The sequence below is a fragment of the Micromonospora xinjiangensis genome (genome assembly GCF_056150165.1).
Genome location: NZ_JAXCFO010000001.1, coordinates 1,062,394 through 1,086,141, shown reverse-complemented (window position 1 = coordinate 1,086,141; position 23,748 = coordinate 1,062,394). Strand labels below are relative to the sequence as shown.

Below are 23,748 nucleotides of genomic sequence, written 5' to 3'. Positions count from 1 at the left end.
CCCCGGCCCCGGTGCCCGGTGCCGTGCGCGGTCGACGCGCCGGCACCACCGGGCAGCGCAAGCATGCCCAACGGGGGGCGGGGACGTCGAGCTTTTTCAGCTCACGCTTAAAGATGGAGATAAGTGCCGGCCGGTAGAGTGCAAGAGGTCGCTCGGCACCCCCATGCCGGGCGAGCGGGAGCGCGCCATGTTGAAGATCTACTTTTCGGGTGAGGACGTCCTGCGGACCCGCGTCGCACCGGCAGCCGACGCGGTCTGGGAGCTGATCCTCAGCCTGCACCTGCTGCAGGGCCGCAGCCGGGATCCGCTGATGGCCACCTGGCGGCGTACGGTGGCCCGCGGCCTGCGCCAGGACAGCGCCTCCGACCAGCTGCGCCTCCTGTTCGCGCTGAACCCGCCCCGCGGCTACTTCCCCGACTTCCTCACCCCGTACGCGAGCCTGAGCGGCTTCGAGGCGGGCCTGGACGCGGTGCGCAGCACGCCGACCCCGCTGCTCGAGCACGACCTGACCGTGCTCGCCTCGGAGAACGCGCTGCCCACGTCGACGTCCGCGCTGGCCCGGGGTGAGCCGCAGGCCCTGCGGCACCTGACCGATTCGATGGAGCAGTACCGCGCGGTGGCGATCAGCCCGTACTGGGCGCGGATCCAGGCCGCGGTGGAGGCCGACCGGACGCGGCGGGCCCGCGCCCTGCTCGATGGCGGCGTGGAGGGGCTGCTCGCCAGCCTGCGGCCGGCGATGCGCTGGGACTCCGGCGTGCTGGAGGTACGCGACTATCCGGACAGCCGGGAACTGCACCTCGACGGCCGGGGACTGCTGCTCGTGCCGTCGTTCTTCTGCGCGCGTACCCCGGTGGCGCTGCTCAACCCGGCGCTCCCGCCGGTCCTGGTCTACCCGGTCGACCGGCTCGGCGGGCTGCTCCCGGCCGGGAGCGAGGGCGGCGTCGCCGGCCCGGCGGCCGGTCGGGAGGCGCTCGCCGCGCTGCTCGGCCGGACGCGGGCGGCGGTCCTGGAGGCCAGCGACGACGGCTGCACCACCGGGGAGGTGGCCCGCCGGCTGAACATCTCGGCCGCGGCGGCCAGCCAGCACACGGCGGTGCTGCGCAACGCCGGCCTGCTGGTGAGCCAGCGGGACCGCAACACGGTGCTGCACACCCTCACCCCGCTGGGCCGGGCCATGCTCAACGCCTGACCGGCCGGGGTCGGCGGCTCCTACAGCGCCAGCGAGGCGTTGGCGGTGCTGGCGGGGGGTGGTGGCAGGAGCAGGGACGGGACCCCTTCCACGGCCAGCGCGATGCGCAGCCGGTGCAGGTCGGCGCCGAAGCGGACCAGGTCGGTCGGGTCGACGGGGGTGGGCGCCGCGCCGAGGATCAGCGCGGTGGCCCGCTCCGGCCAGCCGGGGACGGCGGCGGTGAGCCCGGGACGCGTGTCCTCGTCGACGAGCGTGAAGACCGTGCCGGGCGCCACGAGCCCGGCCACCGCGTCGATCGCGCGCCGTACGGCGGCCGGGTCGGCCGGCTCCGGGCCCGGCCCGTCCGGCAGGGCGGCCCCGGCGGCGAGGCCCGCGGCCCGCGCCTCGGCGGTGCCGAGGGAGAAGAGGTCCTGCGCCGCCTCCCGGACCAGCGTCGCCGCCCCCGGGCCGTCCTCGTCCAGCGGAGCGGTGAGGTAGCCGCGGATCACCGCGACGGGCACCTGGTCGATCTTCCCCTTGATCAGCTCACCGGCGGCGGCCAGTTCGTCCACGACCGCCATCTGGGTCACGTGCAGTTCGTTGCCGTACGGGTCGACCTCGCCGCGATGGTCACGGATGGCGGCCATCCCGGCCACGCCGAGCGCCACGTCGGTGAGGCCGTTGCGCCACGGCCGGCCCATGGTGTCGGTGACGATCACGGCGACGTCGAGGTCGTACCGCTCGCGGAACGCGGCGCGCAGCAACCGGGCCGACGTGTCCGGGTCCTTCGGCAGGAGCACCAGGTGGGTCCTGTCGACGTTCGAGGCGTCGATGCCCGCCGAGGCCATCACGAAGCCGTGGTGGGTCTGCACGATCCGGGTCGTGCCCCGGGTGGCGACCACCCGGGCCGTCTCCGCGGCCAGCACGTCGTCGCGGGCGACCTGCCGCTCCGGGTCGTCGGCGGGGATCTCCACCAGCCGGCCCTCCGCCTTGGAGACGATCTTGCTGGTCACCACCAGCACGTCCCCGTCGCGCAGCCAGGGCGCCGCGGTCGCGATCAGGGCAGCCAGGTCGTCACCCTCGGACACGTGGCCGATGCCCAGCACCGGCAGGATCTCCAGCTTCACCGCATCTCCACCGCGGCGCGGACCATCGCCGCCGTCGCCGCCTCGTCGGTCATCCGCAGCGGTACCGCGCGGACGGTCACCTCCGGCACCAGGGTGCCCTCGTCCTCCTCGGCGACCAGCCAACCGTCCAGCAGGCCGCCCGTCGACCGGCCGCCGTAGAGGCCGCCCACCCCCGCCGCGCTGCACTCCACGCCGAGCACGGCGAGGCAGCGGTCGGCCATCCCGCGTACCGGGGCGCCACCGATGATCGGCGACACGCCGACCACCGGCGCCGGTCCGTCGGTGACCGCCTCGCGCAGGCCCGGCACGGCCAGGATCGGCGCGATGCTGACCACCGGGTTGCTCGGGGCGACCAGCACGACGTCGGCGGAGCCGATCGCGTCGAGCACGCCGGGCGCCGGCTTGGCGGTCTCCGCACCGACGAAGACGAACCGGTGGGTCGGCACGTCCGCGCGGTGACGCACCCACCACTCCTGGAAGTGGATCGCCCGCTGGCCGCCGTCGAGGTCGACCACCGCGTGCGTCTCCAGCCGGTCGTCCGTGGCGGGCAGCAGGCGTACGCCGGGCTGCCAGCGCGTCGCCAGCGCCTCGGTCACCGCGGAGAGCGGGTAACCGCCGGTGATCATGGTGGTCCGCACCAGGTGGGTGGCGATGTCCTTGTCGCCCAGACCGAACCAGGTGGGCTCCGCCCCGTACGCGGCGAGCTCCGACTTGACCGTCCAGCTCTCGCCCACACGCCCCCAGCCCCGCTCCGGGTCGGCGCCGCCACCGAGCGTGTACATGACGCTGTCCAGGTCGGGGCAGATCTTCAGGCCGTGCAGGTACAGGTCGTCGCCGACGTTGACCACGGCGGTCACCTCGGCGCCCACCTCACGGGCGTACGCGCGTACGCCCACCAGGAACCGGGCGCCTCCGATGCCACCCGCGAGTACCACGATGCGCATGGCAACCATCCTCCCGCACGCCACGCCTGCGGTCCGCCGGTGGCCCGGGAGACTAGGCTCACGTCGGCAACTGTCCGCTTCGCCCCAGGGAGAGCTCGTGACCAGCCCCGCCGAGCCCGCGTCCGCCACCGACGCGACGCAGGCCCGCCAGCTGACCAAGCCGCTACGCGAACTGGCCGCGCTCGCGCTGCTCGGCGCGAACGCCGTACTGCTCTTCGTCGGCCTCATCCGCCTGCTGGCACCGACCGACTACGGCGACTTCACCGGCCGGGCGGGCAACGCCTTCTTCGCGTTCGTCGGCGTCGAGGCGGTGGTGCTGCCGGTGCTGGCCGTGCTGCTCGCCACGCACGTCTCGCCGGTGCTGTCGAAGGCGAAGACCATCACGCAGGTGGCGCTGGTCGAGTACGCGGTCAGCGCCTTCTTCGGTGCGCTGACCGTGCTCATCTGGACGGTCGGCCGACTGGCCCGGGCGGAGGTGCTCGACGCGCTGCTCGGCCTGCTCACCCGGCTGGCCTGGATGGCGATCTTCGCGGTCGCCGCCTTCGTGGTCTGGACCGTCTGGCGTGCGCTCTACTACGTGCCGAAGCCCAAGCCGCAACCGGGCGTCTACGGGTCGCCGCAGCCCGGCTGGCCGCAGCAGCCCGGTGGCTGGCCCGGCGCCGGCCAGCCCGGCGGCTACCCGGTGCCCGGTCAGCCCGGGGCGTACCCCGCCCCCGGCCAGCCGTCCGGCCCGTACCCCGGACACCCCGGCCAGTACGGCCAGCCGACTCCGCCGTTCACCCCGGCGCCGCAGTCCGCGCCGCCGGCGAACCCCGCGCCGCAGTCCGCGCCGCCGGCCAACCCCGCCCCGCCGTACGGTCAGCCGCAGCCTGCCCCGCCGTTCGGCCAGCCGCCGTCGGCCGACCCGACGCAGGCGATTCCGCGTCAGCCCGCCGAACCGACCCAGGCGCTCCCGCGCCCGACCGAGGGCGGGAGCGACCGGACCCAGGCGATCAACCCCGGCGACGACCCGAACAACAACCCGCGCTGACCGACACCAGCGGGACCACCCGGCCGCGCCCGAGGGGGCGGAGCCTCCGCACGCACCTTCAAGGGGTGCCTCCCCGCGGTTGGAAGGCGACAACTTCCCGGAAGTCGTCGCCTTCACGGCGCCGGGCCGTGCCCGGCCGTCGGCTCGACCCGGCCACCGGCGGGCGCCCGGGTCGGGTTCGCCCGTCCGGGGTGTGGGATCGCGGAGGTGTGGTTCCCCACGGAGCGGGCGGAGCCGTCGGGGCCGCGCCGATCACCGCTTAGTCTGGGCGGATGGTTGATCGAACCGACTCCGCGCCGACCGAGGCCGGCGTGCGCAGGGCACTGCGCCGGGCCGCCACGGGTCGGGCGCTGGACGTCGACGAGGCGACCGCGCTGCTCGGCGCGCGCGGCGACGCCCTCGACGAGCTACTGGGCATCGCCGCCGGGATCCGCGACGCCGGCCTGCGGGACGCCGGGCGGCCGGGCGTCGTCACGTACTCCAAGAAGGTCTTCATCCCGCTCACCCGGCTCTGCCGGGACCGGTGCCACTACTGCACGTTCGCCACGGTGCCGCACCGGCTCCCGGCGCCCTACCTGGACCGCGACGAGGTGCTGGCGATCGCCCGGGCGGGCGCGGCGCAGGGCTGCAAGGAGGCCCTGTTCACCCTCGGCGACCGGCCGGAGGAGCGCTGGCCGGCGGCCCGGCGCTGGCTGGACGAGCGCGGCTACGACTCCACCCTGGACTACCTGCGCGCCTGCGCGGTGGCCGTGCTGGAGGAGACCGGCCTGCTGCCGCACCTGAACCCGGGGGTGCTCTCCTGGTCGGAGCTGCAACGGCTCAAGCCGGTGGCGCCGAGCATGGGGATGATGCTGGAGACCACGGCGACCCGGCTCTGGTCGGAGCCGGGCGGGCCGCACTTCGGTTCGCCGGACAAGGAGCCCGCCGTGCGCCTGCGGGTGCTCGACGACGCGGGCCGGGTCGGCGTGCCGTTCACCACGGGGATCCTCATCGGCATCGGGGAGACCCACGCCGAACGCGTCGACGCGCTCTTCGCGATCCGCCGGGCGCACCGGGAGTACGGCCACCTCCAGGAGGTGATCGTGCAGAACTTCCGCGCCAAGCCGGACACCGCGATGCGCGGCATGCCGGACGCGGAGCTGCACGACCTGGCCGCCACGGTGGCCGTCGCCCGGGTGCTGCTCGGCCCGCGGGCGCGCATCCAGGCGCCGCCGAACCTGATCGAGGGCGAGTACGACCTGCTGCTGCGCGCCGGGATCGACGACTGGGGCGGCGTCTCACCGGTGACACCGGACCACGTGAACCCGGAACGCCCGTGGCCGCAGCTGGACGAGCTGGCCCGGCGTACGGCCGACGGCGGCTTCACCCTGCGTGAGCGGCTCACGATCTACCCGGAGTACGTCCGCGCCGGCGACCCGTGGCTCGATCCGCGCCTGCTGGCGCACGTGAGCGCCCTGGCCGACCCGGCGACCGGGCTGGCCGTCGAGGACGCCCGTCCGGTGGGCCGGCCGTGGCAGGAGCCGGAGGAGGTGTTCGGCGGGCGGACCGACCTGCACGTCACGATCGACACCACCGGCCGTACCGACGACCGGCGTGGCGACTTCGACAGCGTCTACGGCGACTGGGCCGAGGTGGCCACGAAGGTGACCACCGGTCCGGCCGCGGCCGGTGACCGGGACCTGCGTGCCGGGCTGCGGCTCGCCGCCGAGGACCCGGCGGCGTTGCTGGAGCCGCGGCACACCGACGCCGCGCTGGCGTTGTTCGGGGCCGACGGCCGGGAGCTGGACGAGCTGTGCCGGATCGCCGACGACGTGCGGCGCGCGACGGTCGGCGATGACGTCACCTACGTGGTCAACCGCAACATCAACTTCAGCAACGTCTGCTACGTGGGCTGCCGGTTCTGCGCCTTCGCCCAACGTGAGCGGGACGCGGACGCGTACCGGCTCTCGGTGGACCAGGTCGCCGACCGGGCCGAGGAGGCGTGGGCCGCCGGGGCGACCGAGGTGTGCCTCCAGGGCGGCATCGACCCGAAGATGCCGGTGACCGGATACGCCGACATCGTCCGGGCGATCAAGGCGCGGGTGCCGGAGATGCACGTGCACGCGTTCTCGCCCATGGAGATCGTCACGGCGGCCGCCAAGGCGGGCGTGCCGGTGCGCGAGTGGCTGACGCGGCTGCGCGAGGCCGGGTTGGACACCATTCCGGGGACCGCCGCGGAGATCCTCGACGACGAGGTCCGCTGGGTGCTGACCAAGGGGAAGCTGCCGGCCGCCGCCTGGGTCGAGGTGGTCAGCACCGCGCACGAGCTGGGCATCCGGTCCAGCTCCACGATGATGTACGGGCACGTCGACCACCCGGGGCAGTGGCTCGCCCACTTCCGGGTGCTGGCCGGGGTGCAGGACCGCACGGGCGGCTTCACCGAGTTCGTGGCGCTGCCGTTCGTGCACACCAACGCCCCGATCTACCTGGCCGGGATCGCCCGCCCCGGGCCGACGTGGCGGGAGAACCGGGTCGTGCACGCGATGGCCCGGCTGCTGCTGCACGGTCGGATCGACAACATCCAGTGCTCCTGGGTGAAGCTCGGTGACGCCGGAACGGTGGCGATGCTCCAGGGTGGCTGCAACGACCTGGGCGGCACGCTCATGGAGGAGACCATCTCGCGGATGGCGGGTTCGGCCAACGGCTCGGCTCGTACGGAGGAGCAGTTGAGGGCCATCGCGGCCGCCGCGGGCCGGCCGGCGCGCCGGCGGACCACCGCGTACGGCGCCGTACGACCCTGAGGTCGAACCGTTCCGCGCCGCCGGCCGTACCCCTGGGGGCCGGGACTCCGAACAGGGAACCCCAGACCGGGACCAGGGACCGGGAGCGGAGACCGGGGATCGGGATCGGGGAGCGGGAGCGGAGACCCGGGACCGGAGACCGGAGGTTGGGGCAGAGTTCGCGCGAGGGCCGAGACCGTCCCACAACCCGGGCGTGCTGACGTCGGCTCCGCGCGCCGCTGCGCCACAAGATCCGCGCAACATCAGGAAAACAGTGGCTTCGCGAGCCCTCGAAGCCACAACTTCCCTGAAGTTGTGCGGATCTTGTTAGGTCTCATGCGGGTTCTGCACGGGACGGGACGGGGAGCAGGGACCGCACGGGAGCTGAACGGCCGCGGGGCCGGGACCGGGCGGGAGCAGGGACCCGACGGGAGCGGCGGCGCTCGCCGTACGGCGGTGCCGGTTCGCGGACCGGGATCGACGCGGCGGGTGGCGTTTCCGGGCCGGGAAAGGCTCTTCTCCCGGCCGCTCTCGTGGAGAACGCCCGCACGATGATCGCCGATTGAGTGACGTAGCAACGTGAGGCGGACGACGCCCTCGGTTCGGGACGGCGTGTCGGCCACGAGACCGATATCGGGTCGCCGCGCCGGCTTCACCGCGCCGGCGAATTCGTCTCCGGGTGCGAATTCGCGCAGCTTTCTTTACCGATCGCGACGGGTGGGGCTCGGGGGAAACGGATCGCGGATCCGTCCCGGATCGCGGGGCGGGTCCGTGCGGACGTGCCGGTCGGGTAACCCGTTGTTCACACGAGCCGGTTCCGGCCGCCCCGACCGCGAACCGGTGGCGGCGCGCCCGTCCGGTCGCTGCCGCAATGGCGCGTCGCCCCCCCGGGGGCTGCCCTGTGGACGGTGCCCGGCAGCAGCCAGGTCGGTGACGGGCCCTCCGTCGCGGGCGCTCCTCCACTGTGCCGTCCGGCGCGCCCCACCCGGGCCGTGTACCGGTCAGTGGGACGACCGGATGCCGGATCAGCCACTGTGTCCGTAGGTCCGCGGCGGGCGGGGTTCGGCCGATGGCCCAGGATGTCGGCCGGACGGCGGCCGTCCGGTCCGACGCGCGCGACCTGCTCCGTCCATCATGTGGAAACGGTGCCCTCGTGCGGAGCCGCTCGACGGGCGGTCCGGCGTGAGTCGCGTTAACCTGTGCCCCACCAAGATCAGCATGGCTGTTCGGGGCGCGCCCCGGCGTCTCGCCGCGGGCTCCGTGCGGGCCGGTGCCGGAGCGCCACGGGAGAAAACTCCGGCAACTCGCCGGAGAGGGCGTTACTCGGCCGGGGTCTGAATCGATAGGGCAGGTTGCGAGGCCGGGTGGTCGGATGGCCGTCCGGGGCGTGTCGGGAGGGCGACTCCATTATCAAGTTTGGCTTGACGGCGCACGCATTACACGCGTGTAATTTGAATGGGGTTGTTCGCACGGAACGCATCAAAACGGGACCGGACGGACAAGCACGCCTTTCGCGTGGGGGGTTGCAGCGGCGATGACGCCGGTGCGCGACAAGGAGGCATTTGATGGACGGCCAGCTTGAGGTGGCCGACCTGCTCGGAAACGCGCCGGAGTGGCAGGAGCGGGCGCTCTGCTCGCAGACCGACCCGGAGGCGTTCTTTCCCGAGAAGGGCGGCTCGACCCGCGAGGCGAAGCGGATCTGCTCGCGCTGCGAGGTCAAGACGGAATGCCTCGAATACGCTCTCGGCCACGATGAGCGGTTCGGGATCTGGGGCGGCCTCTCCGAGCGGGAGCGGCGGAAGCTGAAGCGGCGGGCCGCCTGACGAGAACGCCGGGCCCGGGCGGTGGGGGCCGCCCGGCTCAGGTGTCGACACGCGGCGGCACCGCGTGTCGGGCCGCTCAGGCCAGCTCGTCCGGGTCGACCCCGAGCAGGTTCGCCACCTGCTCGATGATCACGTCGTGCACCAGGTCGGCGAGATCCTCGCGGTCCATCGCCCGGAACTCCAGCGGCCGCCGGTAGAGCACGATCCGGGGCGGCACCTCCTGCCGGCCTGGCCGGCCGGGCAGCAGGCGGGCCAGCGGCACCTCGCCGTCCTCCAGGACGTCCGAGTCGTAGACGTTCAGCTCCGGCGGGACGTCCTCCACCGCGAACTCGACGCCGGCCAACTCCTTGGCGAACCGCCGTTCGAGCGTCTCCACCGTGTCCAGGACGAGGTCGTCGAAGACCTCCGCCTTGGTCCGGGCGAGGGGCACCGTGGCCGGCACCAGCCGTCCGCGCAGGCCGCGCCCGTGACGGTCGCGGTGGGCGCGCCGGCCGGAGCCGGGGCGGCGGTGTTCCGGGCTCGTCATGAGGCAAAGGGTAGCCCGCCCACCGGCCTGGCCTGCGGTAGCGCCACCACTGCGGCGCGCCGGACGCCGGACGGCGCGTCGGCACGGTGAATTGTGATCACCACGACGGGCGTGTCGCAACGCGAACCGGTGCGCCGGACCCGGTAATGGAGATACCCTGCCGCCGTGAGGTCACCACGGCGCTGCTCCCGTAACGGCTGCCCCCGGCAAGCGGTCGCCACGCTGACCTATGTCTACAACGAGTCCACCGCGGTGGTGGGTCCCCTCGCGGCCTTCGCCGAGCCGCACACGTACGACCTCTGCGAGCCGCACGCCCGCAACCTGACCGCGCCGCGCGGCTGGGACGTGGTCCGTCACGAGGGCGAGTTCGAGCCCCCGCCCCCGACCACCGACGACCTGGTCGCCCTGGCCGAGGCGGTCCGTGAGGCCGCCCGCCCGGCTCCGCGCCCGCCGGGCGACGACCAGGATCCGCAGACGAACCCCACCGGCCGCCGCGGCCACCTCCGGGTCATCCCGCCGAACGCCTGACCGGCGGCAGCGCGCCGTGCCGGCCCCGGTGCTCAGCCCAGCGGCACCTGGACCGCGACGTCGTGCCTCGGGTAGTAGTCCCGCACCTGGTCCGCGCCGTACTTCTCCCGGAACATCGCCACCACGTGGCCGACGCGGTCCGGCTCGGTGATGGGCGTGGCGGTCGAGTTCACCGCCGTGCCGTTCGCCGACACCCGGATCACCGGCGTCCGCTGGATGTTCTTGAACCAGTCGCTCTCCGAGCCGGTGACCGGCACCAGGAACATGCTCTGCTCCTCCTGCACGAACCACACGGGGTGCGTGATCTGCCGCCCGGTCCTCCGCCCGGTCACGGTGATCTCGACCTCGCGCTCGTCCGCGAACGCGTCCATGACCGCCTCAGTGCTCACCCTGGCCTCCGTTACGGGCTCCGAGCCGTTCCCTGCTGTTCAGGCTAGGCAGCCGGCCGGCGGGTCGGTGCCGGTTCCGGCACACCCGGGGGACGGCCGCCGGGGTCAGTGGCCGAGGAAGCGACCGAACAGCGCGGCACGCCGCGACGGGCGGCCGCTGCGCGCCTCCGCCGCGTCGGCCGAGAACATCACCCGCAGGCCCGCGTTCACCGCGAGCCAGCGCAGCGGCTCCGGCTCCCAGCGCGGTGACCGGTGCCCCACCCACGGCAGCCTGGTGAGGTCGCTCGGCACGCCCCGGATCAGGTCGGCGAGCGTACGCCCGGCGAGGTTGGTGGTGGAGACCCCGTCGCCGACGTAGCCGCCGGCCCGGGCGAGCCCGGTGGCCCCGTCCAGCCCGACCGAGGGCGACCAGTCCCGGGGCACTCCGAGCGGACCGCCCCACGCGTGCGTGACCGGCACGTCCGGCCCGAGCACCGGGAAGAGGTCGCCGAGCGTACGACGCAACGCGGCGAAGACCCCGGGTTCCCGGTCGTAGGCGGCGCGGACCCGGGACCCGAAGTGGTAGGGGGCGCCCCGCCCGCCGAACGCCAGCCGCCCGTCCGCGGTGCGCTGCCCGTAGATGATCACGTGCCGGTGGTCCGAGAAGGTCTCCCGCTCGGCCAGCCCGATCCGGGCCCAGGTCTCCTCGGGGATCGGCTCGGTGGCGATCATCAGCGAGTACACCGGCACCACGGCCCGCCGCTGGCCCGGCAGGGTCGGTGTGTAGCCCTCGGTGGCCCGGACCACCACGGGCGCCCGCACCCGCCCGCCGGGGGTCGAGACGACGCCGGGCCGGACCCCGACGACCGGCGTCCCCTCGTGGATCGTCACTCCGCGCCGCTCCACCGCCCGCGCCAGCCCTCGGACCAGCTTCGCGGGATGCACCGCCGCGCAGTGCGGCGTGTACGTGCCGCCGCGGACACCCTCGGCGGCGCAGCGCGCGGCGGCCTCGGCGGCGTCGAGCAACGTCAGGTCCTCCGGGCCGAAGCCGAACGCCCGTGCCTCCTCGACCGCGGCGCGGGCCCGGCTGAGCTGGACGTCGCCGCGGGCGAGCACCACCGTGCCACCGGCCGCCCAGTCGCAGTCGATCCCCTCGGCCGCGACGACCCGACCCACCTCGCGCACCGTCTCCTGCATGGCCCGCTGCATGGCGATCGCGGCGTCCCGGCCGTGCCGCCGGGCCAGGCCGGTGAGCGAGGTGGGGAAGAGGGCGGAGCACCAGCCGCCGTTGCGTCCGGACGCTCCGTAGCCGGCGATCTCCCGCTCCAGCACGACGATCCGCAGCGCCGGATCGGCGCGGGCCAGGTAGTAGGCCGTCCACAGCCCGGTGTAGCCGGCCCCGACGATCGCCACGTCCGCGTCGGAGTCGCCGGGCAGCGCGGGACGCCGTGCCAGCGACCCGTCCACGGTGGACATCCAGTAGGAGAGATCTCGGTAGCTCATCGCCACCGCACCCGCCGGCTCGTGGCTCGACCCCGTCCCGCCGCCGCTCAGAGTCGCTGCCACGCCTCGGTGAGCACGCCGCGCAGGATCTGCTCGATCTCGTCGAACTGCTCCTGACCGGCGATCAGCGGCGGGGCGAGCTGCACCACCGGGTCGCCCCGGTCGTCCGCCCGGCAGTAGAGGCCGGCCTCGAAGAGCGCGCTGGAGAGGAAGCCGCGCAGCAGCCGCTCCGACTCCGCCTCGTCGAACGTCTCCCGGGTCGTCTTGTCCTTGACGAGCTCGATGCCGTAGAAGTAGCCGTCGCCGCGTACGTCACCGACGATCGGCAGGTCGTTCAGCTTCTCCAGGGTGGCGCGGAAGGCCCCCTCGTTCGCGCGTACGTGCCCCGTCAGGTCCTCGCGGGCGAAGACCTCGAGGTTGGCCAGGGCGACCGCGCAGGAGACTGGGTGGCCGCCGAAGGTCACCCCGTGGGCGAACATGCCGGTCTCGGTGAGGAACGGCTCCATGAGCCGGTCGCTGGCGATCATCGCCCCGAGCGGGGCGTAGCCGGAGGTGATGCCCTTGGCGGTGGTGATGATGTCCGGCTGGTAGCCGTAGCGGACGGCGCCGAAGTACTCGCCCAGCCGGCCCCAGGAGCAGATCACCTCGTCGGAGACGAGGAGCACGTCGTACGCGTCGCAGATCTCCCGCACCCGTGCGAAGTACCCGGGCGGGGGCGGGAAGCAGCCGCCGGAGTTCTGCACGGGCTCCAGGAAGACCGCCGCCACCGTGTCCGGCCCTTCCCGCTCGATCGCCCGGCCGATCTCGTCGGCGGCCCAGCGGCCGAACGCCTCCGCGTCGTCGCCGTGCTCCGGCGCCCGGTAGAAGTTGGTGTTCGGCACCTTGATGCCGCCGGGCACCAGCGGCTCGAAGTCCGTCTTGATGCCGGGCAGGCCGGTGATCGACAGGGCGCCCATGGAGGTGCCGTGGTAGGCGATGTAGCGGCTGACCACCTTGTGCTTGGTCGGCTTGCCGACGCGCTTGAAGTAGGCGCGGGCCAGTTTCCAGGCCGCCTCGACCGCCTCGGACCCGCCCGTGGTGAAGAAGACCCGGTTCAGGTCGCCCGGGGTGAGCGAGGAGATCCGCTCCGCCAGCTCGACCGCCTTCGGATGGGCGTACGACCAGAGCGGGAAGTAGGCCAACTCCGCCGACTGCTTGGCGGCGGCCTCGGCCAGTTCGGTGCGGCCGTGGCCGGCGTTGACGACGAAGAGGCCCGCGAGCCCGTCCAGGTAGCGGCGGCCCCGGGTGTCCCAGACGTACGCACCCTCGCCGCGCACGATGGTCGGCACCTCGCCGGCGGAGTAGCTCGCCATCCGGGTGAAGTGCATCCAGAGGTGGTCGGTGGCGTTGGCCATGTCAGCCCCATCGGGTCTCGGGCCGGTCGGGGGGTCGTACCGGCCGCTCTGCCCACGGTTATCGCACAGCCGTAGCCGCCATGGCAAGTGGTATCGGTGGCGCTTGGTCGATTTCGCGACGGATTCTGCGAGCTGCTGTGTGGAAGGCGACGGATTCCGTATCAGCGATGGTGGCGGCGGCGAACCGGGCTCAGGCCGTACCCCAGGTGTAAGTCTGCTTGCGCAGCTTGAGGTAGACGAACGCCTCGGTGGAGAGCACGCCCTCGACGGCCCGCAGCCGTTGCAGGATCTCCAGCAGGTGGTCGTCGTTGCGGCAGACCACCTCGGTGAGCAGGTCGAACGAGCCGGCGGTGATCACCACGTAGTCGACCTCCTCCAGCTCGGCGAGGCGGTCGGCCACCGCCTCCAGGTCGCCGTCGGTCCGCAGGCCGATCATCGCCTGCCGCGGGAAGCCGAGCTGGAGCGGATCGGTGACGGCCACGATCTGCATCACCCCGGCGTCGAGCAGCCGCTGCACGCGCTGCCGCACGGCCGCCTCGGAGAGGCCGACCGCCTTTCCGATGGTGGCGTACGGCCGGCGCCCGTCCTCCTGGAGCTGTTCGATGATCTGCTTGGCCACGTCGTCGAGCAGTGCGTGAGTCGCGCCCTCACGCACGGTGAGCCGGCGCCCGCCATTGCCGTTCTCCTGCTGCCGGTTCGTCATCGACCGCTCCCCATGTCCAATCCGCGCTGTGAGCCTAATGCCTCGGGCAGTGTGGCGTATTTCGTCGTCCAGAGCTAATCCCGCAACGGAATCCCTTGTAAGGAAGGTCACCCCATGCCAGGATCAGTCGTCAATCGCACATGACCCTCCCGCCGGCGTCGCCACCCCCGTCCCCGCCGCCGACGATGACCCCCCTAAGGAGTCGTCTCATGCGCACTCCCTTCCGGCCCGTCTCCCGGCGCGGGCTGCTCACCGGCGCCCTCGGCTCGGCCGCCCTGCTCGCCGCGGGCGGCGCGCTGACCGGCTGCGGTACGAAAGGCGCACAGCAGACCGAGGCCGGCTGCGTCAGCGAGGATCTCTCCGGCACCGAGAAGAAGCTCGCGTTCTCGAACTGGCCCCAGTACATGGACGTCGACGAGGCGGACGAGTCGAAGCGGCCCACCCTCGACGCGTTCATCGCCAGCAGCGGCGTCCAGGTGACGTACACCGAGGACATCAACGACAACAACGAGTTCTTCGGCAAGGTGCAGAACCAGTTGGCCGCCTGCCAGCCCACCGACCGGGACATCGTGGTGGTCACCGACTGGATGGCCGCGCGGATGATCCGCCTCGGCTGGATCCAGAAGCTCGACCCGGCCAAGATTCCCAACGTCCAGGCGAACCTGCTGCCGTCGCTGCGCGGGCGCTCCTTCGACAAGGAGAACCAGCTCGCCGTGCCGTGGCAGTCCGGGCTCGCCGGCATCGCGTACAACGGCAAGGTCACCAAGGAGCTGCGGACGGTCGACGAGCTGCTCACCCGCCCCGACCTGAAGGGCAAGGTGACGGCGCTGTCCGAGATGCGCGACACCATGGGGCTGCTGCTCCAGTCGAACGGCCACGACCCGGCGAACTTCACGGCGGCACAGTTCGACGACGCGCTCAACACGCTGAAGAAGGCCGTCGACTCCGGCCAGATCCGCAAGTTCACCGGCAACGACTACGCGCCCGACCTGGCCAAGGGGGACATCGCCGCGTGCATCGGCTGGTCCGGCGACGTCATCCAGCTGGGCTTCGAGGACGAGAACGTCAAGTTCGTGGTGCCCGAGTCCGGCGTGATGCTCTGGTCGGACAACATGCTGGTGCCGAACAAGGCCAGCCACAAGGGCAACGCCGAGCAGCTCATGAACTACTACTACGAGCCGGCGGTGGCCGCGAAGCTGGCCGCATACGTGAACTACATCTGCCCGGTGCAGGGCGCCCAGGCCGAGATGGAGAAGATCGACCCGGAGCTGGCCGCCAACCCGTTGATCTTCCCCGACGACGCGATGCTCGCGAAGGCCAAGGTCTTCATGGCTCTGGACGAACAGCAGGAGCGCGAGTACGAAGGCAAGTTCCAGCAGGTCATCGGGGCCTGACGAGCAAGATGGGCGGGACGACAGTGGGACGCGACACCCCGGCCGGCGACCTGCGACTGGCCAACCTCACCAAGCGGTTCGGCATCTTCACCGCGGTCGACGAGCTCGACCTGACCATCCCACAGGGCTCGTTCTTCGCCCTGCTCGGGGCGTCCGGGTGCGGCAAGACCACCACCCTCCGGATGATCGCCGGGCTGGAGGAGCCGACCAGCGGGCAGGTGCTCCTCGGAGAACGGGACATCGCCCGGCTGCGGCCGTACAAGCGGCCGGTGAACACGGTGTTCCAGAGCTACGCCCTCTTCCCGCACCTGGACATCTACGAGAACGTGGCGTTCGGGCTGCGCCGGCGCGGTATCCGCAAGGTCGACGAGCAGGTCCAGCGGATGCTGGCGCTGGTGCAGCTCGACGGCTACGGCCCGCGCCGGCCCGCCCAGCTCTCCGGCGGCCAGCAGCAGCGGGTCGCGCTGGCCCGGGCGCTCATCAACCACCCGCAGGTGCTGCTGCTCGACGAGCCGCTCGGCGCGCTGGACCTCAAGCTGCGGCGGCAGATGCAGATCGAACTCAAGCGCATCCAGACCGAGGTCGGCATCACCTTCGTGCACGTCACCCACGACCAGGAGGAGGCCATGACGATGGCCGACACGGTCGCGGTGATGAACGCCGGCCGGATCGAGCAGCTCGGCGCCCCGGCCGACATCTACGAGTTCCCGGCCACCGCGTTCGTGGCGAACTTCCTCGGCCAGTCCAACCTGCTGGCCGGGGAGGCCGCCGGCGCCACCGGGGGAGAGGTGCCGGTCACGGCGTACGGCGCCCGCTACTCGGTGCCCGCCGGCCGGGCGCGGGCCGACCGGGGGCCGGTCCACCTGGGCGTACGCCCGGAGAAGCTGCACCTGATCGGCTCCGCCGACCAGGTTCCCGCCGGCCACCAGCACCTGGCCGGAGTGATCACCGACGCCTCGTACGTCGGGGTCAGCACCCAGTACCTGCTGCGTACCGCCTGGGGGAGCGAGCTGTCGGTCTTCGCGGCCAACAGCGGCAGCACCGAACGCCTGGCGGTCGGCACCGAGGCGGTGGCCCACTGGGATCCCCGGCACAGCTTCCTGCTGGCCCGCGATCCCGGCGAGCCGCAACCGGCCACGGCGCCGCTCGACGAGCCGGTCGGGGCGTCCTCGTGACAGCCCTCGCCCACGTACCGACCGGCACACCGTCGGCCACCCCGGCACCGGCCGCACGACGGGGGCGGCACCGGCTCCTGCCGTACCTGCTCCTGCTGCCCGGCGGGGCCTGGCTGCTGCTGTTCTTCGCCCTGCCGCTCGTGCAGCTCGCCGCGGCCAGCCTCTACGACCCCGCCGGCTCCCTCGCCACCGGGTACGCGCTGACGTGGGAATTCGGCAACTACCCGGACGCGCTGGCGGCGTACTGGCCGCAGTTCCTGCGCTCGTTCGGCTACGCCGCGGCGGCGCTGGTGCTGGCGCTGCTGATGGGTTACCCGCTGGCGTACGCGATCGCGCAGAAGGCCGGTCGTTGGAAGAACCTGCTGCTGGTGTGCGTGGTCGCGCCGATGTTCACCAGCTTCCTGGTCCGCACCCTGGCGTGGAAGACGATCCTGTCGGACAACGGCTGGGTGGTCGGGTTGCTGCGCGACGTCCACCTCCTCGGCCCCGACGGGCGGCTGTTGGCCACGCCGATCGCGGTGGTGCTCGGCCTGACGTACAACTTCCTGCCGTTCCTCGTGCTGCCGCTCTACGCGAGCCTGGAGCGGCTGGACTCCCGGCTGCTGGAGGCGGCGAGCGACCTGTACGCGAGCCCCGTCCGGGCGTTCCGCACGGTGACCCTGCCCCTGTCGATGCCCGGCCTGGTCGCCGGCACGCTGCTCTTCTTCATCCCGGCGAGCGGCGACTACATCAACGCCGAGCTGCTCGGCACCCCGAACGAGTACATGATCGGCAACGTCATCGACTCGGCGTTCCTGGTCCGGCTCGACTACCCGCAGGGTGCCGCGCTGTCGTTCCTGCTGATGGCGGCGATCCTCGCGGTGGTCTTCGTCTACCTGCGGCGCAGCGGCACGGAGGAGGTGCTCTGATGGCGCGGTTCTGGCGCTGGGTCGCCGACCGGTGGGTGCTGGGCGTGGCGCTGCTGGTGCTCGGCTACCTGTCGCTGCCGATCGTGGTGGTGGCCGCGCTGTCGTTCAACCGCCCCACCAGCCGGCTCTCCTACGACTTCCACGAGTTCACGCTGGACAACTGGCGCAACCCGTGCGCCACCTCCGACATGTGCGACGCCGTGGTGCGCAGCGTGCAGATCGGTTTCCTCGCCACGGCGGTGTCCACGGTGCTCGGCACGCTGATGGCGTTCGCCCTGGTCCGGCACCGGCTCCGCGGCCGGGCCGGGATCAACGTGCTGATCTTCCTGCCGATGGCCACCCCCGAACTCGTGATGGGCACCTCGCTGCTCGCCCTCTTCGTCGCCGCCGGGGTGCCGCAGGGCTTCTGGACGATCGTCATCGCGCACGTCATGTTCTGCGTCTCGTTCGTGGTGGTCACCGTCAAGGCGAGGCTCGCCGGTATGGACTCCCGCCTGGAGGAGGCCGCCATGGACCTCTACGCCAGCGAGTGGCAGACGTTCCGGCGGATCACCCTGCCGCTGGTGCTGCCCGGCATCGTGGCCGCCGCGCTGCTCGCCTTCTCGTTGAGCTTCGACGACTTCATCATCACGAACTTCAACGCCGGCACCACCGTCACGTTCCCGATGTACGTCTGGGGCGCCGCCCAGCGCGGCATCCCGCCGCAGGTCAACGTGATCGGCACCGCGATGTTCCTCGTCGCGCTGCTGCTGGTGCTCGCCAGCACGCTGCGCGGACGCCGGGCACGGCGGGCCGCGCTGCCGGTCGGCCCGCCCGACACCCGAGCGGCACGGCGGGTGTCATGAACCCCCGGCAGGCCGGCCGCACCCTGACCGACGCGGCGCCGGTGCCGTACTGGCTGGACCGTCCGGAGCGCCCGGACCCGCTGCCGCCGCTGTCCGGGGCCGACTCCACCGACCTGCTGGTGATCGGCGGCGGGTACAGCGGGTTGTGGGCCGCCCTGCTCGCCAAGCGCGACGACCCCGGTCGGGACGTGTTGCTGGTCGAGGCCGGCACCTGCGGCTGGGCCGCCTCCGGGCGCAACGGCGGGTTCTGCGCCGCCTCGCTCACCCACGGGTTCGCCAACGGCGCCGAGCGGTTCCCGGGCGAGATCGACGTGCTGGAGCGGCTGGGCCGGGAGAACCTGGACGCGATCGCCGCGACCGTCGCCGAGTACGGCATCGACTGCGACTTCGAGCGCACCGGGGAGCTGGCCGTGGCGGTCGAGCCGTACCAGCTCGACGGGCTCGCCGAGGACGCCGAGCTGGCCCGCCGGTACGGCCACGACGTGCGGCTGCTCGACGCCGACGAGGTGCGCGCCGAGGTGAACTCCCCGACGTACCTCGGCGGGATGTGGGACCGGGACCGGGTGGCCATGGTCGACCCGGCGAAGCTGGCCTGGGGGCTGCGCCGGGCCTGCCTGGGCCTCGGGGTGCGGATCGTCGAGCACACCCGGGTCGCAGGGCTGGGCCGCGACGGCGCGGCGCTGCGGGCCACGACGGTGGGCGGCCCCGACCGGGAACCCGGGTCGGTGCGGGCACGCCAGGTCGTGCTCGCCACCAACGCGTTCCCGCCGCTGCTGCGCCGGCTGCGCGCGTGGGTGGTGCCGGTCTACGACTACGCGCTCATGACCGAGCCGCTCGGGGACGACGAGCGCCGGTCGATCGGCTGGGCGAACCGGCAGGGCCTCGCGGACACCGGTAACCAGTTCCACTACTACCGGATCACCGCCGACAACCGGATCCTGTTCGGCGGATACGACGCCGTCTACCACTACGGCAACCGCGTGGCCCCCTCGCTGGAGCAGCGGTGGGACACCTTCTGCACGCTGGCGGGGCACTTCTTCACCACCTTCCCGCAGCTCGACGGCCTGCGCTTCAGTCACCGCTGGGCGGGGGTCATCGACACCTGCACCCGGTTCTGCCCCTTCTTCGGCACCGCGTACGAGGGGCGCCTCGCGTACGCGGCCGGGTACACGGGGCTGGGCGTCGGAGCCACCCGGTTCGGTGCCCGGGTGATGCTCGACCTCCTCGCCGGCGCGGACACCCCGCTGACCCGGCTCGACCTCGTCCGCACCACACCGCTGCCGTTCCCGCCGGAGCCCTTCCGGGCGGCCGGCATCAACCTCACCCGCTGGTCCCTGGCGCGCGCCGACGCGCGGCAGGGCCGGCGCAACGTCTGGCTCCGTACGCTCGATCGTCTCGGTCTGGGGTTCGATTCCTGATGCGTATCCTCCTCGTCGGCGCCGGTGGCGTCGGCTCCGCCGCCGTCGCCATCGCGGCCCGCCGTACCTTCTTCGACGCCCTCGTGGTGGCCGACCACGACGTCGACCGGGCGACGCGGGCCGTCGCCGGGCGCGACGACCGGTTCACGGCCGCCCGGGTGGACGCCTCGTCGGCGGCGGAGGTCGCCGCGCTCTGCCGGGCGCACCGGATCACGCACGTGCTGAACGCGGTCGACCCGCGGTTCGTGATGCCGATCTTCGACGGCGCGTTCGCGGCCGGCGCGGACTACCTCGACATGGCGATGTCACTGTCCCGGCCGCACCCGTCGCACCCCTACGAGCGCACCGGGGTCAAGCTCGGCGACGAACAGTTCGCGCGCGCCGACCAGTGGGCCGGGGCGGGCCGGCTGGCGCTCTGCGGCATCGGTGTCGAGCCCGGTCTGTCCGACGTGTTCGCCCGGTACGCCGCCGACGAGCTCTTCGCCGAGATCGACGAGATCGGCGTACGCGACGGGGCGAACCTGACCGTCGACGGCTACGACTTCGCTCCGTCGTTCTCCATCTGGACGACGATCGAGGAGTGTCTCAACCCGCCGGTGGTCTGGGAGTCCGGCCGCGGCTGGTACACCACGCCGCCGTTCTCCGAGCCCGAGGTCTTCGACTTCCCCGCCGGCATCGGCCCGGTCGAGTGCGTCAACGTGGAGCACGAGGAGGTGCTCCTCATCCCGCGCTGGGTGCCGGCGAAGCGGGTGAGCTTCAAGTACGGCCTCGGCGACGAGTTCATCGGGGTGCTCAAGACCCTGCACAAGCTGGGCCTGGATGCCACCTCCCCGGTGCGCGTCGGCGACGTGTCGGTGTCGCCCCGGGACGTGGTGGCCGCCTGCCTGCCCGACCCGGCCACCCTCGGCCACCGGATGCGCGGCAAGACCTGTGCCGGTACGTACGTGACCGGCACGGGGGTCGACGGCCGGCCGCGGCGGGTCTACCTCCACCACGTGGTCGACAACGAGTGGTCGATGCGGGAGTACGGCCACCAGGCGGTGGTCTGGCAGACCGCCGTCAACCCGGTGGTCGCGCTGGAGCTGCTCGCCTCGGGAACGTGGGCCGGCACCGGGGTGCTCGGCCCGGAGGCGCTGCCCCCGCGGCCCTTCCTCGACCTGCTGACCGACTACGGCTCGCCCTGGGGCATGGAGGAGCGATGAGCCGCTACGGCGCCATGTACGGGCCCGACCTGACCTTCCTCGGCGTGCCCGCGTGCGACCTGACCGACCCGGCGTCCTTCGCCGACGCCGACGTGGTGATCGTCGGCGCGCCCTTCGACGGAGGCACCTCGCACCGGCCGGGCACCCGCTTCGGCCCGTCCGCCATCCGGCAGGCCTGCTACCTGCCGCACGACGGCTCCCGCCCGTCCCTCGCCCTGCGTGTGGACGCGTTGCGCGACCTGCGGGTGTACGACGCCGGTGACGTGGAGATGTTCGCGGGCGACATCGAGCGGTCGCTGACGGCGCTGGAGAGCGCCGTCCACGTGGTCGCCGCGGCGGGGGCCGTCCCGATCGTGCTCGGCGGCGACCACTCCATCGCCCTGCCCGACGCTACCGGGGTGGCCCGCCACCACGGTCTCGGGCGGGTGTCGCTGGTGCACTTCGACGCGCACGCCGACACCGGCGACGTCGAGTTCGGCAGCCTGTACGGCCACGGCCAGCCGATGCGGCGGCTGATCGAGTCGGGGGCCGTCCGGGGCGACCGGTTCCTCCAGATCGGACTGCGCGGCTACTGGCCGGGGCCGTCGACCCTCGCCTGGATGGCCGCGCAGCGGATGCGCTCGTACGAGATGACCGAGCTGGTGGCGCGCGGGCTGGACACCTGCCTCGCCGAGGCGTTCGAGATCGCGGTGGACGAGTGCGAGGGCGTCTTCCTCTCCGTCGACGTGGACGTGGTCGACCCGGGCATGGCGCCGGGCACCGGCACCGCGGAACCTGGCGGGCTCACCTCCCGGCAACTGCTCGACGCGGTCCGCCGCTGCTGCTACGAGCTGCCGATCGTGGGGGTGGACGTGGTCGAGGTCGCGCCGCCGTACGACCACGCGGACATCACGGCGTACCTCGGCAACCGGGTGGTGCTGGAAGCCCTGTCGGCGATCGCCCGTCGCCGCCGCGACGCCGCCGGCGGCCCTGCCTGGAACCCCCACCAGCCCCTCCTCGACGGCCGCTGAGCCCGGCCGGGCCCGTGTCGGCCGTGGCGCGCGGCCATAATCGGCGCATGGCTGCGACTCCTGTCGATCCCCGCCGACCCGATCCGCGGGCCACCATCCTGGTCACGCTGGCGTGGTACGTCGCCGTGGTCGTGGTCTTCGCGGGCGGGCTGGCGCTGCTCTCCGACGCCGTGCCCCAGGGCTGCGGCGACGAGTGCGCCTCGGAGCGGGAGCGGTGGCTGCTCTTCGGTCTCTACACACTGGTTCCGGCGCTGTTCGCGGCGACGCTGGCCAGCCTCGTGTTGCTCTGGCTCACCGTACGGCGTGGCCGGCTCCGGTCCCCGGCGGTCGCCGGCACGCTGTCGGCCCTGCCCGTGCTCCTGCTGGCCGGGGGCCTCGCCGCGGTCACTCTGCGCTAGCCGCGACTCCACCGCGAGTCCGGTTCCTCAGTGGCCGATCGGCTCCTCGGCGGCACCGGTGGTTGACACAACAACTACTTTCAGTGTCGATCTGTGCCCGCGTCGACGCCGCCGCCGACGGTCGTCGCGGGCGATCAGGCAGGTAAGGGGATCTGCCACACGGTCGAGTGCCGCGAGACTCGCGGCGTGACACATCAACCGCCACCGTTCTCGCCGCCGCCGGGCGCGTTCGTGCCGCCGCCCCGCAGGAGCTGGTTCAGCCGGCTCAGCCCCGCTCAGCGCGCCCTGACGATCGTCGGCGCCGGAGCGCTGTCGTTCGTGCTGTTCTGCTGTGGAGGCACCACGGTCGTCGCCGCCGTCTTCGGAGACCCGCAGCCCAGCCCGTCGTCGGGTGCTCCGGCCAAGCCGGGCCAGGCCGTCGCCGCCGCCGAGCCGGAGATCCCGGCGAGCGTTCCCACGGAGCCGTCGACGGCGGCGACTCCGCCACCGACCACCCCCGCCGCGACTCCGTCCCCCGCCGGCACGTCCACCCCGCCGTCGCCCGCCGCCAGGCCCAGCCCGAGGGTGCAGACGCGTACGGTCACCGAGACGGCCACCATCAAGCACGGTCGGCGTACGGTGAAGGACCCGAATCTGGCCGAGGGCAGGCGGGTCACCCGGACCAAGGGTGTCAACGGCGTGCGGACCCTGACCTACCAGGTGACCCTGACCAACGGCGTGCAGACGGGCAAGAAGCTCGTGAGATCCGTGGTCACGAAGCAGCCGGTCACCGAGGTCGTCGCGGTGGGGACGAAGGCCGCCCCGACCTGTGACCCCAACTACGGCGGGTGCGTCCCGGTGGCCAGCGACGTCGACTGCGCCGGCGGCGGAGGCAACGGCCCCAGGTACGTGACCGGCCCGGTGAAAGTCATCGGCACCGACATCTACGACCTGGACCGCGACAACGACGGCTACGGCTGCGACGACTAACCCCTCCCCTTCTCGCGTCGATCATGCAGTCGTGGTGCCAGGCTTCGTGCCGATTCACGCCTTTCGTGAGGTGCCACAACTGCATGATCGACGGGGTAGAGGGGGAGAGTGGGGGTCAGGCCAGGTGGGAGCGGATCAGGAAACGGACGCCCTCCGGGGCTTCCAGGGAGAAGCCACTGCCCCGCCCGGGCACCACGTCGACGGTGAGCCTCGTGTGCTTCCACAGCTCCCACTGGGAGCGGGACATCCAGAACTGCACCGGCTCCGGTACGCCGTCGACCACGAGCGACGCGAGCAGCACGTCCGAACCGCCCGTCCGGAACTCGCCCGCCGGGTAGCACATCGGGGCGCTGCCGTCGCAGCAGCCGCCGGACTGGTGGAACATCAGCGGCCCGTGCTGCTCCCGCAGGGTCCGGATCAGCTCCGCCGCGGCCGGCGTCAGCGACACGGGGTCCGGCGCGGGGGGAAGCGAGATCCCGGACGGAGCGCGGGGGAGCGGGGCCGGGGAGGGCGGCGCCGCGGCGCCCGGCGTACCGGGAACCGCGGCGCCCGACGG

The 23,748-nt window shown here is 72.8% G+C and carries 22 protein-coding genes; 14 read left to right on the top strand and 8 right to left on the bottom strand.

All coding sequences use genetic code 11. The annotated features are described in order from the left end of the window. The first annotated feature begins 187 nt into the window (after positions 1–187). A complete protein-coding gene (locus SM573_RS05195; protein ID WP_474611797.1) occupies positions 188–1,189 on the top strand; it encodes an ArsR/SmtB family transcription factor in 1,002 nt (333 codons plus the stop codon). 20 nt (positions 1,190–1,209) lie between these two features. Here SM573_RS05195 and SM573_RS05190 read toward each other — a convergent pair whose 3' ends face one another. Both SM573_RS05190 and cofD read right to left on the bottom strand, forming a co-directional pair. Then, positions 1,210–2,295, bottom strand: a complete 1,086-nt coding sequence (locus tag SM573_RS05190) for a coenzyme F420-0:L-glutamate ligase (RefSeq protein WP_474615592.1) — start codon at positions 2,293–2,295, stop codon at positions 1,210–1,212. Then, the gene (gene cofD / locus SM573_RS05185) at positions 2,292–3,239 is read right to left on the bottom strand and encodes a 2-phospho-L-lactate transferase (protein ID WP_474611799.1); all 948 of its coding nucleotides are present in this window, start codon (positions 3,237–3,239) and stop codon (positions 2,292–2,294) included. Before cofD ends, SM573_RS05190 begins: the two co-directional genes overlap by 4 nt. Positions 3,240–3,336: 97 nt before the next feature. Between cofD and SM573_RS05180 the strand changes: the two genes are divergently transcribed. The 3 genes from SM573_RS05180 (at position 3,337) to SM573_RS05170 (ending at position 8,851) form a co-directional block, all read left to right on the top strand. Further along, complete coding sequence (locus tag SM573_RS05180) at positions 3,337–4,269, top strand: hypothetical protein (RefSeq protein ID WP_474611800.1); 933 nt, start codon at positions 3,337–3,339, stop codon at positions 4,267–4,269. A 272-nt stretch (positions 4,270–4,541) separates the two neighbouring features. After that, on the top strand, positions 4,542–7,049 hold the full coding sequence (locus tag SM573_RS05175; RefSeq protein WP_474615591.1) for a bifunctional FO biosynthesis protein CofGH: 2,508 nt from the start codon (positions 4,542–4,544) through the stop codon (positions 7,047–7,049). 1,544 nt (positions 7,050–8,593) lie between these two features. Next, positions 8,594–8,851 carry a WhiB family transcriptional regulator gene (locus SM573_RS05170; protein WP_007455784.1) on the top strand — a complete coding sequence of 86 codons (258 nt, stop codon included), beginning with the start codon at positions 8,594–8,596 and terminating at the stop codon, positions 8,849–8,851. A gap of 76 nt (positions 8,852–8,927) precedes the next feature. Here the strand turns inward: SM573_RS05170 and SM573_RS05165 are convergent, their stop codons facing one another. Further along, complete coding sequence (locus SM573_RS05165; protein ID WP_076471216.1) at positions 8,928–9,377, bottom strand: metallopeptidase family protein; 450 nt, start codon at positions 9,375–9,377, stop codon at positions 8,928–8,930. A gap of 165 nt (positions 9,378–9,542) precedes the next feature. Here SM573_RS05165 and SM573_RS05160 point away from each other — a divergent pair, with 165 nt between their 5' ends. Then, positions 9,543–9,905 (top strand): DUF3499 domain-containing protein, encoded by a 363-nt coding sequence (locus tag SM573_RS05160; protein ID WP_474611802.1) that lies wholly within the window; start codon positions 9,543–9,545, stop codon positions 9,903–9,905. Between the two features lie 32 nt (positions 9,906–9,937). Here the strand turns inward: SM573_RS05160 and SM573_RS05155 are convergent, their stop codons facing one another. The 4 genes from SM573_RS05155 to SM573_RS05140 all read right to left on the bottom strand — a co-directional run bounded on the left by SM573_RS05155 (position 9,938) and on the right by SM573_RS05140 (position 13,873). Further along, a complete protein-coding gene (locus SM573_RS05155; protein ID WP_474611803.1) occupies positions 9,938–10,294 on the bottom strand; it encodes a nitroreductase/quinone reductase family protein in 357 nt (118 codons plus the stop codon). Positions 10,295–10,399: 105 nt separating this feature from the next. Continuing rightward, positions 10,400–11,776 carry an NAD(P)/FAD-dependent oxidoreductase gene (locus tag SM573_RS05150; RefSeq protein ID WP_474615590.1) on the bottom strand — a complete coding sequence of 459 codons (1,377 nt, stop codon included), beginning with the start codon at positions 11,774–11,776 and terminating at the stop codon, positions 10,400–10,402. A 47-nt stretch (positions 11,777–11,823) separates the two neighbouring features. Further along, a complete protein-coding gene (locus SM573_RS05145) occupies positions 11,824–13,170 on the bottom strand; it encodes an aspartate aminotransferase family protein (protein WP_474611805.1) in 1,347 nt (448 codons plus the stop codon). Between the two features lie 190 nt (positions 13,171–13,360). Then, a complete protein-coding gene (locus SM573_RS05140; RefSeq protein WP_474611806.1) occupies positions 13,361–13,873 on the bottom strand; it encodes an Lrp/AsnC family transcriptional regulator in 513 nt (170 codons plus the stop codon). A gap of 209 nt (positions 13,874–14,082) precedes the next feature. On the opposite strand from SM573_RS05140, the gene SM573_RS05135 reads away from it, so the two are divergent. The 9 genes from SM573_RS05135 (at position 14,083) to SM573_RS05095 (ending at position 23,192) form a co-directional block, all read left to right on the top strand. Continuing rightward, complete coding sequence (locus SM573_RS05135; protein ID WP_474615589.1) at positions 14,083–15,267, top strand: polyamine ABC transporter substrate-binding protein; 1,185 nt, start codon at positions 14,083–14,085, stop codon at positions 15,265–15,267. An 8-nt stretch (positions 15,268–15,275) separates the two neighbouring features. After that, a complete protein-coding gene (locus SM573_RS05130) occupies positions 15,276–16,442 on the top strand; it encodes an ABC transporter ATP-binding protein (RefSeq protein ID WP_474611808.1) in 1,167 nt (388 codons plus the stop codon). Then, on the top strand, positions 16,439–17,350 hold the full coding sequence (locus SM573_RS05125) for an ABC transporter permease (RefSeq protein ID WP_474615588.1): 912 nt from the start codon (positions 16,439–16,441) through the stop codon (positions 17,348–17,350). The genes SM573_RS05130 and SM573_RS05125 overlap by 4 nt, the downstream gene beginning before the upstream one ends. Beyond that, positions 17,350–18,195 carry an ABC transporter permease gene (locus tag SM573_RS05120; RefSeq protein ID WP_474615587.1) on the top strand — a complete coding sequence of 282 codons (846 nt, stop codon included), beginning with the start codon at positions 17,350–17,352 and terminating at the stop codon, positions 18,193–18,195. Before SM573_RS05125 ends, SM573_RS05120 begins: the two co-directional genes overlap by 1 nt. Continuing rightward, positions 18,192–19,613 (top strand): NAD(P)/FAD-dependent oxidoreductase, encoded by a 1,422-nt coding sequence (locus SM573_RS05115; RefSeq protein ID WP_474615586.1) that lies wholly within the window; start codon positions 18,192–18,194, stop codon positions 19,611–19,613. Before SM573_RS05120 ends, SM573_RS05115 begins: the two co-directional genes overlap by 4 nt. Continuing rightward, entirely contained in the window at positions 19,613–20,815 is a 1,203-nt protein-coding gene (locus SM573_RS05110) for a saccharopine dehydrogenase family protein (protein ID WP_474611812.1), read from the top strand. The genes SM573_RS05115 and SM573_RS05110 overlap by 1 nt, the downstream gene beginning before the upstream one ends. Further along, complete coding sequence (gene speB / locus SM573_RS05105; protein WP_474615585.1) at positions 20,812–21,825, top strand: agmatinase; 1,014 nt, start codon at positions 20,812–20,814, stop codon at positions 21,823–21,825. The genes SM573_RS05110 and speB overlap by 4 nt, the downstream gene beginning before the upstream one ends. Before the next feature lie 47 nt (positions 21,826–21,872). Then, positions 21,873–22,223 carry a hypothetical protein gene (locus SM573_RS05100; protein ID WP_474615584.1) on the top strand — a complete coding sequence of 117 codons (351 nt, stop codon included), beginning with the start codon at positions 21,873–21,875 and terminating at the stop codon, positions 22,221–22,223. Between the two features lie 186 nt (positions 22,224–22,409). Continuing rightward, the gene (locus SM573_RS05095; protein WP_474615583.1) at positions 22,410–23,192 is read left to right on the top strand and encodes a G5 domain-containing protein; all 783 of its coding nucleotides are present in this window, start codon (positions 22,410–22,412) and stop codon (positions 23,190–23,192) included. A gap of 115 nt (positions 23,193–23,307) precedes the next feature. On the opposite strand, the gene SM573_RS05090 is transcribed toward SM573_RS05095, so the two are convergent. Next, complete coding sequence (locus tag SM573_RS05090; RefSeq protein WP_474612060.1) at positions 23,308–23,667, bottom strand: DUF779 domain-containing protein; 360 nt, start codon at positions 23,665–23,667, stop codon at positions 23,308–23,310. Positions 23,668–23,748: the final 81 nt, after the last annotated feature.

Bases quoted from the DNA above. Each gene is read 5' to 3' on its own strand.
- speB (WP_474615585.1), top strand. From the start codon at position 20,812: ATGAGCCGCTACGGCGCCATGTACGGGCCCGACCTGACCTTCCTCGGC.
- SM573_RS05140 (WP_474611806.1), bottom strand. From the start codon at position 13,873: ATGACGAACCGGCAGCAGGAGAACGGCAATGGCGGGCGCCGGCTCACC.
- SM573_RS05175 (WP_474615591.1), top strand. From the start codon at position 4,542: ATGGTTGATCGAACCGACTCCGCGCCGACCGAGGCCGGCGTGCGCAGG.
- SM573_RS05150 (WP_474615590.1), bottom strand. From the start codon at position 11,776: ATGAGCTACCGAGATCTCTCCTACTGGATGTCCACCGTGGACGGGTCG.
- SM573_RS05135 (WP_474615589.1), top strand. From the start codon at position 14,083: ATGCGCACTCCCTTCCGGCCCGTCTCCCGGCGCGGGCTGCTCACCGGC.
- SM573_RS05120 (WP_474615587.1), top strand. From the start codon at position 17,350: ATGGCGCGGTTCTGGCGCTGGGTCGCCGACCGGTGGGTGCTGGGCGTG.
- SM573_RS05195 (WP_474611797.1), top strand. From the start codon at position 188: ATGTTGAAGATCTACTTTTCGGGTGAGGACGTCCTGCGGACCCGCGTC.
- cofD (WP_474611799.1), bottom strand. From the start codon at position 3,239: ATGCGCATCGTGGTACTCGCGGGTGGCATCGGAGGCGCCCGGTTCCTG.
- SM573_RS05165 (WP_076471216.1), bottom strand. From the start codon at position 9,377: ATGACGAGCCCGGAACACCGCCGCCCCGGCTCCGGCCGGCGCGCCCAC.
- SM573_RS05110 (WP_474611812.1), top strand. From the start codon at position 19,613: ATGCGTATCCTCCTCGTCGGCGCCGGTGGCGTCGGCTCCGCCGCCGTC.
- SM573_RS05115 (WP_474615586.1), top strand. From the start codon at position 18,192: ATGAACCCCCGGCAGGCCGGCCGCACCCTGACCGACGCGGCGCCGGTG.
- SM573_RS05145 (WP_474611805.1), bottom strand. From the start codon at position 13,170: ATGGCCAACGCCACCGACCACCTCTGGATGCACTTCACCCGGATGGCG.
- SM573_RS05170 (WP_007455784.1), top strand. From the start codon at position 8,594: ATGGACGGCCAGCTTGAGGTGGCCGACCTGCTCGGAAACGCGCCGGAG.
- SM573_RS05100 (WP_474615584.1), top strand. From the start codon at position 21,873: ATGGCTGCGACTCCTGTCGATCCCCGCCGACCCGATCCGCGGGCCACC.
- SM573_RS05130 (WP_474611808.1), top strand. From the start codon at position 15,276: ATGGGCGGGACGACAGTGGGACGCGACACCCCGGCCGGCGACCTGCGA.